At 46.6% G+C, this 13,755-nt stretch carries 12 protein-coding genes and 1 pseudogene; all 13 read right to left on the bottom strand.

Annotation, left to right across the window (positions count from 1 at the left end; translation table 11 throughout):
* Nucleotides 1-258: 258 nt before the first annotated feature.
* The 13 genes and pseudogenes from H171_RS01755 to H171_RS01705 all read right to left on the bottom strand — a co-directional run bounded on the left by H171_RS01755 (nucleotide 259) and on the right by H171_RS01705 (nucleotide 13,715).
* A complete protein-coding gene (locus tag H171_RS01755) occupies nucleotides 259-2,448 on the bottom strand; it encodes a methyl-accepting chemotaxis protein (RefSeq protein ID WP_100303603.1) in 2,190 nt (729 codons plus the stop codon).
* A gap of 153 nt (nucleotides 2,449-2,601) precedes the next feature.
* Nucleotides 2,602-4,476, bottom strand: coding sequence for an ATP-dependent zinc metalloprotease FtsH (ftsH, locus tag H171_RS01750; RefSeq protein ID WP_100303602.1), 1,875 nt, complete (start codon nucleotides 4,474-4,476; stop codon nucleotides 2,602-2,604).
* Nucleotides 4,477-4,497: 21 nt separating this feature from the next.
* On the bottom strand, nucleotides 4,498-5,001 hold the full coding sequence (bilS, locus tag H171_RS01745) for a flavodoxin family protein BilS (protein ID WP_100303601.1): 504 nt from the start codon (nucleotides 4,999-5,001) through the stop codon (nucleotides 4,498-4,500).
* A 186-nt stretch (nucleotides 5,002-5,187) separates the two neighbouring features.
* Nucleotides 5,188-6,465, bottom strand: a pseudogene (gene hemL / locus H171_RS01740) (glutamate-1-semialdehyde 2,1-aminomutase).
* A 202-nt stretch (nucleotides 6,466-6,667) separates the two neighbouring features.
* Nucleotides 6,668-6,844, bottom strand: a complete 177-nt coding sequence (locus tag H171_RS24005) for a class I SAM-dependent methyltransferase (RefSeq protein WP_157803092.1) — start codon at nucleotides 6,842-6,844, stop codon at nucleotides 6,668-6,670.
* Between the two features lie 17 nt (nucleotides 6,845-6,861).
* A complete protein-coding gene (cobA, locus tag H171_RS01735; protein ID WP_100303600.1) occupies nucleotides 6,862-8,367 on the bottom strand; it encodes a uroporphyrinogen-III C-methyltransferase in 1,506 nt (501 codons plus the stop codon).
* 13 nt (nucleotides 8,368-8,380) lie between these two features.
* On the bottom strand, nucleotides 8,381-9,283 hold the full coding sequence (hemC, locus tag H171_RS01730; RefSeq protein ID WP_100303599.1) for a hydroxymethylbilane synthase: 903 nt from the start codon (nucleotides 9,281-9,283) through the stop codon (nucleotides 8,381-8,383).
* Entirely contained in the window at nucleotides 9,273-9,461 is a 189-nt protein-coding gene (locus H171_RS24490; protein WP_242976834.1) for a hypothetical protein, read from the bottom strand. Before H171_RS24490 ends, hemC begins: the two co-directional genes overlap by 11 nt.
* A gap of 16 nt (nucleotides 9,462-9,477) precedes the next feature.
* Complete coding sequence (locus H171_RS24485) at nucleotides 9,478-9,657, bottom strand: precorrin-2 dehydrogenase/sirohydrochlorin ferrochelatase family protein (RefSeq protein WP_242976833.1); 180 nt, start codon at nucleotides 9,655-9,657, stop codon at nucleotides 9,478-9,480.
* A gap of 2 nt (nucleotides 9,658-9,659) precedes the next feature.
* The gene (gene hemA, locus H171_RS01720) at nucleotides 9,660-10,823 is read right to left on the bottom strand and encodes a glutamyl-tRNA reductase (RefSeq protein ID WP_242976831.1); all 1,164 of its coding nucleotides are present in this window, start codon (nucleotides 10,821-10,823) and stop codon (nucleotides 9,660-9,662) included.
* A gap of 190 nt (nucleotides 10,824-11,013) precedes the next feature.
* Nucleotides 11,014-12,126: an Ldh family oxidoreductase gene (locus tag H171_RS01715; RefSeq protein ID WP_100303598.1), complete on the bottom strand. Its 1,113-nt coding sequence runs from the start codon at nucleotides 12,124-12,126 to the stop codon at nucleotides 11,014-11,016.
* Nucleotides 12,127-12,223: 97 nt separating this feature from the next.
* Entirely contained in the window at nucleotides 12,224-12,781 is a 558-nt protein-coding gene (locus H171_RS01710; protein WP_054790403.1) for a Fe-S-containing hydro-lyase, read from the bottom strand.
* Between the two features lie 91 nt (nucleotides 12,782-12,872).
* Nucleotides 12,873-13,715 carry a fumarate hydratase gene (locus tag H171_RS01705; RefSeq protein WP_100303597.1) on the bottom strand — a complete coding sequence of 281 codons (843 nt, stop codon included), beginning with the start codon at nucleotides 13,713-13,715 and terminating at the stop codon, nucleotides 12,873-12,875.
* Nucleotides 13,716-13,755: the final 40 nt, after the last annotated feature.

Genomic DNA, 13,755 nt, shown 5'->3' with positions numbered 1-13,755 from the left:
TTATGGCTTTATTATAATATACAAGCCTTATTTTGTCAATGCTTTTTAACATATTTTTATATATTAATTGTTAATTTTCAAATTGTATATAATTATTTAGAATTTATATTCATTTTTATAATATTATCATAAAATATTTTTTTGCCTTAATTCGAATATTATATAATTTTTGTATGTCTGCACAAAAAGAAACAGAGTTAAATATCTATCGATTTAACTCTGTTTCCACGATCCTTTATGAAATTCATTATGTATCTTTTATTCTTCTCTTAAGCGGAAGCTCTTTACCAGTTCACGCAAAAGCTGCGCCTGCTGGGATAGTTCCTCACTGGAAGCCGCACTTTCTTCCGCAGCCGCGGCATTGTTCTGAACTACAGAAGAGATCCTTCCAAGCTCCTTGGTCACATCCTCTACTGCCCTTGCTTCCTGGGAGGCTATGGTTGAAATGGTATCCACGGAATCCACTGCCATAGCGGAATCCTCCAGGACTTTCATCATGGACTGAACCGTTTCATCCAATATCTCGTTGCCCTTTTCCACAGCATTTATGGAATCCCTGATTAATGCAGTGGTATTCTTCGCTGCTTCAGAGCTCTTCGCAGCCAGATTCCGGACCTCACCGGCAACCACAGCGAAACCTCTTCCGGACTCTCCTGCCCTTGCAGCCTCTATTGCAGCATTTAATGCCAGGATATTGGTCTGGAATGCAATATCTTCAATCACCTTAATGATCTTTCCGATCTCACCGGAGGAGACATGAATCTCATTCATGGCACTGGAAAGGTTCTGCATGGACATGTCACAGTTTACCACCTCCGTACCGGTCATCTGAACCTGTAAGGATACATCTCCGGCTTTTTCTGCCAGACGTCTGACTTTATCTGCAACCTGGCTGATGGAACCGGATAGCATTTCGACGGTTCTCTCCTGCTCCTCCGCACCGTTTGCTAAAAGCTGGGAACCACTTGCAACCTGTCCGGAGCTTACTGCTACCTGGGCAGCTGCCTGGTTGACTTCATTCATTACCGAATTTAAATTCAAGACGATCTGCTTTACCGCTTTTTCAAGCTGGGAAAAGTCCCCCTTAAGGCCCAGTTCCACGTCTAAGTCCAAATGATTATCCGCAACTTCATTTAACATAAAGGAGATGCGGTCTATTACCTCTTTTAAATTCACGGTCATTCGTTCAAAGGAAGCTGCAACAAGGCCGATCTCATCGTTGGAATCCACATCTATAATAACGCTTAAATCCCCTTCCGCGATCTGCCCGGCAGCCGCGACAATCTTATGGATCGGTTTTAACTGCCTTCTTATGATAAATGCAATGATAAAGAGAATAACGATCATGGCCATTATGGAAATAATGATCATCATGGAAGACATCCGGTCTGCTTCCCGGTTCATATCCCCCGCTTCCACCGCTGTGACGGAATACCAGCTGGAACCATTTAACTGGATTGGTTCAAAGAAATAATAAGTATCTCCTTTTTTTCCTGGATCTACGGTATAAAAGTCGGAGCCAGAGGCAATTCCAGTATTTATCTTCTCTCTGCACGTCCCGCTGTTCACGAAATCAGAAACACTGGTTCCCACGAGACCGCTGCCTGTACTTTCTGAAATAATAGTTCCTGTTTCATTTAATATGAAGGTTTGCATGCTTGGATAGGAGGAACCTGCCGTTTTCATCTGGCTGAAACGGTCCAGATCTACATCGATGGAAACCACGCACAGCACTCTGTCATTGACGATTACAGGCACCGCCATGGTGATGATCATCATTCCATTGGATTGATATGGAAGTGTAATGACCTGAGCCTTTTCTTCCATCACCTTTACAAAATAATCCGCGGCTGAATAATCCTCGTACAGCCCGCAGTCCTTAACCGTCCCATCCTTGCCGGCATACAGGCCATAGCTTCTGGATGCAGAACTCATGGCATACTGCTCAAACAGAATACCGACTCCTACGATATCTTCGGAGTAGAGAACTGAGGACTTGATGGTCGTCATCATATAATCCTCCATTCTCATACCATAGCTGTCCAGGGTCATATTATCAAATACCTGGCTCTTATAAAGCGGTTCAGCCGAAGGGCCTGACTTAATCCTCAGCCCCTGGAGAACCTTTCGGTTAGCCGCTGAATTCTCAAGATAATACGTAATATTGTCTGATACCTGCCTTGCCTCATCAAGCGTCTGCTGGATCACCTTTCCGTTTTCAGATGCCAGGGTCTTTAATTCCCTGAAAGCGGACTGTTTCATGGCATTTTTTGTCATTCTTGAGGTAACTCCGATCAAAGCCGTAAAAACGACCACCAGCATAAATCCTGCGATGAGTGCAATCCTGGTTGAAAGCTGATATTTCCCTGCCCCTTTCTTCTTTAACCAGGACAACCCTTTGCTACTTAAATCACGATTTTTCCATTTTCTCAAAAACTGTACCTTCATTGCATAATCCCCCTCTGTAAGTTACAACCTTTACGGGAATTATACCATATTTTACCAAAATGTAAAACGTATTTTCATTTTTTTTGTAACATTTTTACAATTAATTCATTCATAGCCGACTGTCATGTCAGACACTCTGCCACATACTTAAGATTAGCTCTCCTGGGTTCCGGCGGTATCAAATCCTGCGATCCTCATAAACTCTTCCCCTGTTATGGTTTCCCGTTCCAGGAGATATTCTGCGATCTCATGCAGCTTTGTCTCATTTTCCTTAAGAATATGAAAGGCCTTCTGATGCTGTTCCTTTACGATTCTGATTACGGTATCATCGATCTGCTTTGCAGTTTCAGGGGAACAGGCAAGAGTGGTGTCTCCGCCCAGATACTGGTTGGTCACAGTCTCAAGGGCAACCATATCAAACTCATCGCTCATGCCGTAACGGGTCACCATGGCCCTGGCAATTCTGGTAGCCTGCTCGATATCATTGGAAGCACCGCTGGTGACTGTATCAAATATCAGCTCTTCTGCTGCCCTTCCTCCGGTAAAGGTGGCGATCTTGCTTAAGGCAGCCTCCTTTGTCAGCAGGTGGCGTTCTTCTTCATCCACCTGCATGGTATAGCCGAGTGCGCCGGAAGTTCTTGGAATAATGGTGATCTTATGAACAGGTGCCGAATGATTCTGGCAGGCAGCGACCAGCGCATGCCCTACTTCATGATAAGCAATGATTTTCCTTTCCCTGGAATTGACAGAAGCGTCCTTTTTCTGGTATCCGGCGATCACTACCTCTACGCTTTCCTCTAGGTCTCTTTGAGTTACGGTCTTTCTGCCCAAACGGACTGCCCTAAGCGCCGCCTCATTCACAATATTGGCAAGCTCTGCACCGCTGGACCCGGCCGTGGCAAGCGCTATTCCATGAAAATCCACATCATCGGAAAGCTTGACATTTTTGCCGTGAACCTTTAATATTGCCTCCCGGCCATTAAGATCAGGAAGCTCCACAGGAATCCTGCGGTCAAACCGGCCCGGCCTTAAAAGGGCTTTATCAAGGGAATCCGGACGGTTGGTGGCTGCCAATATGACAACACCTTTTTTTCCGTCAAATCCATCCATCTCAGCCAGGAGCTGGTTTAAGGTCTGTTCCCGTTCGTCATTTCCTGTAAAACCGCCTCCGTCACGTTTCTTGCCTATGGTATCAATTTCATCGATGAATACGATACAGGGGGCTTTTTCATTGGCCTGTTTAAATAAGTCCCTGACCTTTGCCGCACCCATACCTACAAACATTTCCACGAATTCAGAACCGGATATGGAGAAAAACGGTACATGTGCTTCACCTGCTACTGCCCTGGCGAGGAGTGTCTTACCGGTTCCGGGAGGGCCTACTAACAGGGCGCCTTTTGGAAGGGAGGCGCCGATATCCGCATACTTCTGGGGATTATGAAGAAAATCCACAATCTCCTTTAAAGCTTCCTTTGCCTCCTCCTGGCCCGCCACATCCCGGAAGGTCTTTCCGGTCTCGGATTCCGCATAGATTTTCGGATTAGATTTTCCAAAGGTCATGGCATTGCCGCCGCCCATCTTCTTTTGTATCTGCCCGGATAAAAAATTCCCCAGGAACACAAAGATCAGAATGGGAATGATCCAGGTGAGCAAAATGGAAAGTAAGGGGGACATCTGCTCTACAATCGCCTTTTCAAAGGAAACGTCATGGGCTAACAGCCTTTCGGTAAGGGTATCATCCGGCCACAGTCCGGTCTTATATACATCGTACACCGGCTTGCCTTCCCAGTCCTTCTTTCCGGTATCGGATTTAAACTGGATCTCTGTTTCTGTTTTTGCAACTGCCTGGACTTTCCCCTGGTCCACCATCTCCAGAAAGGTGCTGTATGGAACCTCAGTCACGGATTTGGACTGGATCCATGGAACCGTCAGTGCATTAAACAATATCATGACTAATAAAACAATGATATAATAAAAAATAAACGGTTTTTTCTGATTTTTTTGTGTATTATCATCTTTCAAACCCATAATACTCCTCCTTCTCTTTTGTTACTCCTTAAGGAGCGATTTTACAAATTCTTCCGCATCCTTAAAATCCTGTTCGTTGGGATGCAGCATCCCATCCTCATATGCGGATATCATGGCCCTGATCTGAGGAGTGTCGTGAATCGCCTGCATTTGCCTGTATTTTTCTAAAATCTGGGGAGCCATCTTTCCTCCGCACATAAAACAGCCAAGATATTCATTATCATCAGGCAGGAATACAGCCACCTGCTTTTCTACCTGTTTAAAATATTCTTTATTACCGGAAAGCCCGCAGGTTCCAAACAAGGCAACCCGTTTGCCATGGAGATCCGAAAGAAAGTCAAGCACTTCTGTTTTACAGGTTCCCCGGTTATTCCAGAAACCTACAAAATACGTATCCGCTTCTTCTCCATGAAGTTCCTCCAGACTGACAATATCCTTGGATTTTCCAGGAAGGGTTTTAAAAATTTTCATGGCTACCTTCTGGGTATTTCCAGTATTACTTGTATATACAACTAAATAGTCCATACATTCAGCCTCCTATGAGATTAAAATATACCAAATCAAGCTATTTATCAAGAGATTGCGGAAAATGTTAATACAATTTATGTAACTTTTAGAATCTATATGGCAAAATGCACGGTTATTCCCTAAAAATTTGAAAAAGCTTTGGAACTGCTGTTACCCAGCGATTCCAAAGCTTATTTACCGTTCTTAAGAAATAATTCCTGCTGCTTCCTTTATGATGCTGCAGGTTTTTTCAATATCCTCATCCGTATGTGCCGCAGAAAGAAACAAAATTTCAAACTGGGATGGAGCTGTGTAAATGCCATGCTCCAAAAGATAATGAAAATAGGTTCCATACTTGACCGTATCCGAAGCCAGAGCTGTATCAAAATCCATTACCTGATCTTTTGTAAAAAATACGCTAAAAAGAGAGCCTGCCTGATTTACCCAGGTTTCCGGAAGCGTTTCCCTCAAAGTTTTTACAAGCTTTCCTGCCTTTTCTTCCATAGATGGATAAATTCCAGGCTGCTCCATCAGGGTCCTGATGGTCGCAATTCCAGCTGTCGTTGCAATGGGATTGCCGGAAAGGGTTCCTGCCTGGTAAACCTTCCCCAAAGGAGAGACCACCTCCATGATCTCCTTTCTTCCCCCATACACTCCCATCGGCATACCTCCGCCTGCGATCTTTCCAAGGGCTGTCATATCAGGAACAACACCGTAATAGCCCTGTGCACCTCCAATTCCCATGCGGAATCCGGTAATGACCTCATCAAAGATGAGAACCGCTCCATACTTTGCCGTGATTTCCCTTAAAAATTCCAGAAAACCGGGTTTTGGCGGAACAAGCCCCATATTGGCTGCCACTGGCTCCACCACTAGTGCCCCGATCTCATCGGGAAATTCCGAAAACAGCTTTTTGACAGAATCCTCATCATTATATCTGGCTAACAACGTGTGCTGGGTATAGGAGGCCGGTACACCTGCACTGTCCGGTGCAGATTCTGTCAGAGCTCAGGAACCAGCCTTAACCAAAAGTCCGTCGGAATGTCCATGATAGCAGCCAATAAACTTAACGATCTTATCCCTTCCTGTATAGCCTCTCGCTGCGCGGATCGCACTCATGACCGCTTCTGTTCCGGAGCTTACCATACGCATCATCTCCATGGAAGGCATACACTCCCTGATAAGTGTTCCCAGAACCAGTTCCTTTCTGGTAGGCGCGCCAAATGACAGGCCGTCAAGACATGCCTCTCTCACCGCTTCCACCACTGGCCCGCAGGCATGCCCAAGAATGGATGGGCCCCATGAATTCACGTAATCAATGTATTCATTTCCATCCTCATCGTAAATATGAGAGCCTGACGCATGTGTTACAAAGACCGGTACTCCTCCCACGGAGCCAAAAGCACGGACGGGGCTGTTGACCCCACCCGGAAAATACTCCCTTGATTTTTCAAATAATGTCTTTGATTCTTCTATTTTCATTCTAACTGACTCCTTTTCAATCCTAAGATAGCTTCCGTTTATTGCTAAATTGATCATTTAATACCCAGACGCATACGATAACAGAAGTCCGCTTCCATCGTCTCACCGGCGAATAAACACTGTATCGTCTCAATGTATTCATCCAGAGCACTCTTAATTAAATCTGGTTTATGTTTGAAGATGCTTTGGAGTCCGCTTTGGCTTATAAGCCCGAACCGCAGCCTAGGTCAACTACCAGATCTGCTTTTTTATTTAAGTATCTTGTTATGATCCTGATCGGATATTCTGGCATTTCCGGCCTTGCCTGATCATAGACATCCACAAATCCTAAAAAACGATCCCTATTCTTCATTTCCACATTCTTTATTGATTGATCCAATGAATCATCTCCTATTCCTATTTCCAATCCCGGCAAATGGCTTCCGTTAACCCCTGGATGCTGTAAACCCCGGCAATGATATCTGCCTTTCTCCCATGCCCAATAAGGGCTTTTGCTGTTATGTCCCCTATGCTGACCACTTTAAGGCCTGCCAGGGCTTCCTTTATTTCCTTATCTGCCTCCCGGAAAAAAGCCTCTACACCGGAAGCACTTGAAAAGGTCAGATAGTCCAAATTCTTTAAGGCTTCCGCTCTTTTTTCCGTCTCCAGGCATGCCAGGGCCACATCATAGAGCACGATGTCATCATAAGGGACACCGGTTTCATCAAGAATCTCATTCAGTTCCTTAGAACCGCCTGAGGATCTGGGGATCAAAAGCCTGTCCTCCCCGGTAATCAAGCCCTTTAAGCCTGCCGCCAGATCCTGTACCTGATATTTCTCTGGTATGTAATCCGATAAAAAGCCGTACCGCAGCAGTTCATCGGCCGTCCCCCTTCCGACAGCGGCAAATTTTACATGACCCACCGACCGGAAATCATACCCCCATTCCAAAAGTCCATGGAAAAATTCTCTTACTCCATTGGCGCTGGTAAATATGATCCAGGTGTAGGACGGCAGCTTTTCATATGCTTTCTTCATTTCTGCTCCCTTTCGGCAGGACTCTACCAAAAGACTCAGGATGCATTCCGAAGCTCCTCCAAGAGATTCCAGCTGTTTTCTCAGTCTTCCCGTAAAAGAGTCTGTTCCTGTTACTCCAATCCGGCACCCCTCAAGGGGCTGTTTTAACGTAGAAGAAAAATCAAGGGAAGCCACCTCTCCCACCACAATGATAGCAGGACTTTCTATTCCAGCCGCCAGCACCTTCTCCTCAATATTCTCTATGGTTCCGCGGATGGTTCTCTCTCCGGGAAGAGTTCCGTTTTGAATGACTGCAGCAGGTGTCTTTCCTGGTTTACCATGGTTTAAAAGGCCCTTTACGATGAGGGATAAGTTTCCAAGTCCCATAAGAAAGACCAATGTGCCGGAAAGTCTGGCAAATTCATCAAAATCAGGAGGAAGCGTTCCTTCTGATGAGAGTGTGTGCCCGGTCATGACATGAAAGCTTCTGCTGAGCGCCCGGTGGGTCACCGGGATCCCGGCACTTGCAAGTGCGGCGACCGCGGAGGTAACTCCCGAAACCACCTCATAAGGGATCCCTGCTTCAGAAAGAGCCATGATCTCTTCTCCACCCCGTCCAAATACAAAGGGATCACCGCCCTTTAGCCTTACAACTGTAAGACCTTCCCTTGCCAGTTCTACCAGAAGCTGATTAATTTCCTCCTGCTTCATGGAATGATGCCCGGCGCGCTTTCCTACATAAATCTTCCGGCTTTGGTCAGGTACCTCTTCAAGAAGGCGGGGTGAAAGAAGGGAATCATAAACCACCGCGTCACATATCCGCAGCCTTGACAACCCTTTTTCCGTAATAAGCCCCGGATCTCCTGGACCGGCTCCTACCAGATAGACGACTCCTGTTTCCTTCATAGCATCCTCCTTATTACGCAAGACCATCAGCGGCCAGCTGCGCCAGCCTGTCAAGCTCCCAGATTCCTCCCCAAAGATGGATCCGCTTGATTTCTTCCCCTCTTCTGCTGATTCCAAGAACCTCCATATCCCCGTCTCCCAGTCTGGAATACACGCCTATGGGTTCATGACAGCCGGCATTTAAATGCCTTAAAATTTTCCGTTCTAAGGACAGGCACATTCTGGCTTCTTCATCCTCAATAGACTTAACCACCGCCTCAAGCCCGGAATCCAGCCGCCCTTCCACCGCCAGTATTCCCTGGCCTCCAGCCGGAATAAAGGTCTCACAATCAAAACAATGGTAATGATACCGGCTGTCTTCCCAAAGTCCCAGCCGCTTTAATCCGGCAGCCGCCAATAGGATACCATCATAAGAGCCTTCCATGAGTTTTGAAAGTCTGGTCTGTACATTTCCCCTTAAATTCTCACAGCGAACCAAAGCCCCCGGCCATATGGCCGCTCCAATCTCCTCTATCTGGATCTTCCTTCTTAAGCTGGAGGTTCCGATTATGATTTCCTTTTTTCCGGAAAGGTCACTTAAAGCAGGGGTCACCAGAACATCCCTGGGATCTCCCCGCTCCAAAACTGCCACAATTCCCAGCCCTTCTTCCAGCTCCATGGGCAAATCCTTGGCGCTGTGGACTGCGAAATCAATCTCCCCCCGCAAAAGAGCCTGCTCAAATTCCGTCACAAATACGCCCTTTCCTCCAAATTCCAAAAGCGGTTTATCAAGAATCCGGTCCCCTTCCGTCTGCTTTAACACCAGTTCTGCCGATAAGCCGTTACCTGCCTTTTTAAGAGCATCTGCTACCAGATTTGCCTGGGCTACGGCCAAAGCGCTTCTTCTTGTTCCAATGCGAATGGTATTACTTTTCATGCTCCGCCAGTTTCCTTTCTATCAGTTCATCTGCCTGTTCTCTGGTGTAATCTCCCTGTCGGATTAATGAACCAAGCTGCCTTGCCAGGCCGCCAAGCCCCCCAGGAATGGCTTCTTTAAGCGTTTCTTTTAAATATCGGGCAAGGGCCGGAGAGCTTCCTCCTGTGGAGATCCCCACCGTGATCTCTCCATCGTTAATAAGAGCCGGAAAATTTTATCAGCCGTTCCATCTCGGGATTTACTTGCTGGGCCACAACGATTATATCCGGGCCGTAATCCATGAGTGTCAGAGCCTTGCGGCAGGCAACCCTTCCTCCGCCTGCGATCAGGCATCTTTTCCCCTCAATATCAACAAAAAATGGGAAATAAGCCACGGTCATCCCTCCTTAATCCAGCGCTCCAGGCCATCCAGGGTTTTAAGTACCACCTTTAATTCTTCACTGGAAACATGGTCCCTGACCTCAAAGAGAAGGGTATCCAGACGTTTTCCCGCAAATGCTTCCTTAAGTTCTTCCATTCTCCGTATGTATGGATGGAATACCACCTCCTTGATGGCCCCATCTAAGTCCTCTTCCATGATCACGTTTGCCCGGTCCAATTCCTTTAATTTTATTTCTGTGTTGTTTTTTGAAAGTGTTTCAAAATAGTCGATGTTATAAAGAGTCAGCCCAACCATTTCCTCAATCTCAGGGTCCATGTCCACAGGAACGGCCACATCCATGAACAGCCGTTTTTTCCCCGGTGTCACTTGCTCTGACAGTTCTTCACAGGTTACGGTGTAATGAGGGCCCGAAGTCGCACTGATAACAATGTCCATCTCGTCCATGTACTGATAGCGGTCCCTGTAATCCACCACCTTCACCCTGTCCCCCTTTACCTCCACAGACAGATCGGATTTATGGCTTCTGACCGTGCCGGTGACATGGATTCCAGGCTTGCTTAAAATGTTTTTTGTTATAGTATTCCCCATCTTACCGGTCATGCCGATCACCATCACATTCTTATCACCGCCCTCTTTTTCAAAGCGGAACACCTCATTTGCCACAAGTGTTGCAACGGAGAGGGGCGTTCTGGATAAATTGGTATCCGTCTTGATCCGTTTGGCACAGGCAAACGCCCTCTGGAACAGCACATTCATTTCGTAATCCACCGCACCCTGGTCCCTGGAAATCTCATAGGCATTCTTTACCTGACCTAAAATTTCATCTTCTCCCAAAACCATGGAATCAAATCCGCAGGCTACCTTAAACAGGTGCCCGATGGCGCTTTCCCCGCTATAGATATTTAGATATTTCAGCAGTTCTTCCAGACGGATTCCTTTAAAATCAGCAGCCTCCCGCTGCAGTTCCCCAATTGCCTGCTTTGTTCCTGAAACATAAATCTCACTGCGGTTACAGGTACATAGTACAACTACACCGGTCACCGCTTCCTTCTTCATAAGCCGTTCTATAAACTCCGTCTTCTCATTTTCATGAAAGGCGAACCGCTCCCGGATATTCACAGAAGCCTTTTTATGGCTTACACTCATACAATACATCATTTTTCCAGCCTTCTTATTGTTAAAATCATTTCATAAAAACTCTTACCTATTCTATCATAGGAAGACAGAAAAGAGCAACCAGACATTAAAAGGGCCCATAGATCCAAGCAAAAATGCCCCCTTTCAGACAAACGGGGTTATTATTACACTCGTCTGTCTGGAAGAGGACAAATAATCTAATGGCAATACTTTATTCAAATGGGAACCGGTACTGGCTTAGTCCCAATTCATCCCTGATCTTAATAAGCTCTTTCTGAACTGCATCATTGATCGGTACACCGCTGTTTTTGCGTTCCTGCCATACCAGATACTCCTTCTCACCTGCCGTATAAATGTGGTCTTCCCCAGGAGCTTTGACAGAACCTCTAAGATCCCGTAGAATATCGCCGCATGTCTTTTTAAAGGAATCCAGGCCCATAAAGGCTTCCGTATCAATGGCAATGAAGAAGTGGCCTAAGTGGAAGGGAATCTTTTCTCCCTGTTCCCCGATGCCGGTTAAGGCTCTTAAGAAATTTCCCTGCTGCAAAGCTGCGGAAAGAATTTCAACTACAGTGGCATAGCCATATCCCTTGTAGCCTGCCAGTTCTTCACCGATTCCGCCTAAAGGTGCAAGGGCCGCTTTTCCCGTATTTAAGTCAGAAAGAATCTGGTCTGAATCCGTCTGGGGCTGACCGTCCCGTCCGATTACCATACCGGAAGGAGTGGACTTGCCGATGCGGGAATAGTATTCGATCCTGCCTCTCTGGGTAATGGAAGTCGCACAGTCCAGCACAAAGGGGAATTCCTCATCCGTAGGCATACCAAAGGTAAGAGGATTCGTTCCCAGCATATTTTCCACGCCAAAGGTAGGAGCAATGGACGGCCTTGCGTTGGTTCCTGTAATTCCGATACAGCCTGCCTGTGAAGCCATTGTCGCATAATAGCCTGCAATGCCGTAGTGGGTGGAATTGCGGGCAACCACCATGCCCATGCCATATTCTTTGGCTTTCTCGATGGCCATATTCATGGATTTTACGCCGATTACCTGGCCCATGCCGTCATGGCCGTCCACTACTGCCGTGGTTTTTGTTTCCTTTACTATCTCAAAATTTGTCACCGGGTTCTGGATACCTGCTTTGATACGGTCCAGATAAATGGGTTTAAAGCGGTTTACCCCATGAGATTCAATTCCCCTCTTGTCAGACTCCAGCAATACATCCGCACAGACTTTCGCATCTTCTTCCGGAATCCCATACCCCTTAAATGCATCCACTACAAAATCCGTAATTGTCTTCCAATCCACAATGTTTGTTTTGGTTCCCATAATTACCTCCTGTAATTTTTAAATTTATTAAAAACATTGGTTTCAATATGACGGAAACCTCTGCTTTTTCATCTACGGTTGCTGCATGTCACTTCTATTACTTTCTTGACTTTAAATAAGCATTCTTCCCCTCTTCGTAGAGATTATTTCCTTCACAGTCGATAACGACCACCAAAGGCATTTCTTCTACATAAAGTCTGCACAAAGCTTCTGCTCCCAAATCCTCATAAGCGATGGGTTCCAGCTTTTTGATGCATTTGGCAAGCAGTGCTCCTGCTCCCCCGATGGCGCCAAAGTAAACACCGTCATACTTCTTTATGGCTTCCACCACATCCGGCTGCCTGGCTCCTTTTCCGATCATTCCCCTGGCTCCTACAGACATCATTGTGGGAGCATAGGCGTCCATACGGCCGCTGGTAGTAGGTCCTGCAGACCCGATTACCTGGCCCGGCTTTGCAGGCGTGGGGCCTACGTAGTAAATCGTGGCATCCATGGGATCAAAGGGCAGTTTTTCCCCTTTTGCCAGAGTCTCACACATACGCTTATGCCCAGCATCCCTGGAAGTGTAGATATCACCGGTCAGATAAACCGTATCTCCTGCGTGAAGGGTTTTAGACAATTCTCTTGTCAAAGGCAGTGTAATATGCTTTATCATTTTTATCTCCAATCCGCCGCTGACGCCTGCGGCACGAAAAAGTAAGGAAAAGCGGCGTGCGTCTTTCACCGTTTGAGTCTTTCTAAGACATTCAGACTACTTCCGTTTTATGGCGTGTCACATGACAGTTGATATTGATGGCACAGGGCATGCCCGCGATATGGGTAGGCATGGTTTCAATGTTTACCCCAATGGCAGTGGTCTTACCGCCAAAGCCCTGAGGGCCGATTCCCAGAAGGTTGATCTTTTCCAGCATCTCCTTTTCCAGATCTGCATAGTAAGGATCCGGATGGGAGGAATCCAAATCTCTCATCAAAGCCTTTTTCGCCAAGAGAGCTGCCTTGTCAAAGCTGCCTCCTATCCCTACCCCCACTACGATGGGAGGACAGGGATTGGGACCTGCGGCGGATACGGTTTCCAGAATAAAATCCTTAATTCCCTGGAGTCCTGCAGAAGGCTTGAACATGCGGAGTGCACTCATGTTCTCGCTTCCAAAGCCCTTGGGACCTACCGTAATTTTCACCTGGTCTCCCGGAACGATTTCCGTATAGATTAAAGCCGGAGTGTTATCCCCCGTATTTCCTCGTCTTACCGGGTCTTTTACGACGGATTTTCTTAAAAATCCCTTTTCGTAGCCTCTGCGCACGCCTTCATTGATTGCTTCGTTCAAGTCCCCGTCAACAAAGTGGACATCCTGGCCGATCTCCAGAAACACGCAGGCCATGCCCGTATCCTGACAGATGGGAACATCTTCCCTTTCTGCGATTTCAAAGTTCTCGATAATATTATCAAGAACCCCGGCGGCAATGTCCCAGTCCTCACAGGCGCGGCAGGTTTTGATCGCCTTCTTCACGTCTTCCGGTAAGTACTGATTTGCATCAATGCACAGCTTTTCTACTACGTCGATCAATGTCTTTACTGATATTTCTCTCATATTTTCCTCCTTCTTGCCCACGCTCTTCGGGCAGAGCCTG

It is taken from the genome of [Clostridium] celerecrescens 18A (genome assembly GCF_002797975.1).
In the GTDB taxonomy this organism is placed as follows: Bacteria; Bacillota; Clostridia; order Lachnospirales; family Lachnospiraceae; genus Lacrimispora; species Lacrimispora celerecrescens.
Note: the sequence above shows the minus strand (reverse complement) of the source record. Positions and strands in the feature narration are given on the sequence as shown.

Excerpts from the sequence above, each read along its gene's own strand:
- hemC (WP_100303599.1), bottom strand. The coding sequence starts at position 9,283 with ATGAAAAGTAATACCATTCGCATTGGAACAAGAAGAAGCGCTTTGGCC.
- ftsH (WP_100303602.1), bottom strand. The coding sequence starts at position 4,476 with ATGGGTTTGAAAGATGATAATACACAAAAAAATCAGAAAAAACCGTTT.
- H171_RS01755 (WP_100303603.1), bottom strand. The coding sequence starts at position 2,448 with ATGAAGGTACAGTTTTTGAGAAAATGGAAAAATCGTGATTTAAGTAGC.
- H171_RS01705 (WP_100303597.1), bottom strand. The coding sequence starts at position 13,715 with ATGAGAGAAATATCAGTAAAGACATTGATCGACGTAGTAGAAAAGCTG.
- hemA (WP_242976831.1), bottom strand. The coding sequence starts at position 10,823 with ATGATGTATTGTATGAGTGTAAGCCATAAAAAGGCTTCTGTGAATATC.
- cobA (WP_100303600.1), bottom strand. The coding sequence starts at position 8,367 with ATGAAGGAAACAGGAGTCGTCTATCTGGTAGGAGCCGGTCCAGGAGAT.
- bilS (WP_100303601.1), bottom strand. The coding sequence starts at position 5,001 with ATGGACTATTTAGTTGTATATACAAGTAATACTGGAAATACCCAGAAG.
- H171_RS01710 (WP_054790403.1), bottom strand. The coding sequence starts at position 12,781 with ATGATAAAGCATATTACACTGCCTTTGACAAGAGAATTGTCTAAAACC.
- H171_RS01715 (WP_100303598.1), bottom strand. The coding sequence starts at position 12,126 with ATGGGAACCAAAACAAACATTGTGGATTGGAAGACAATTACGGATTTT.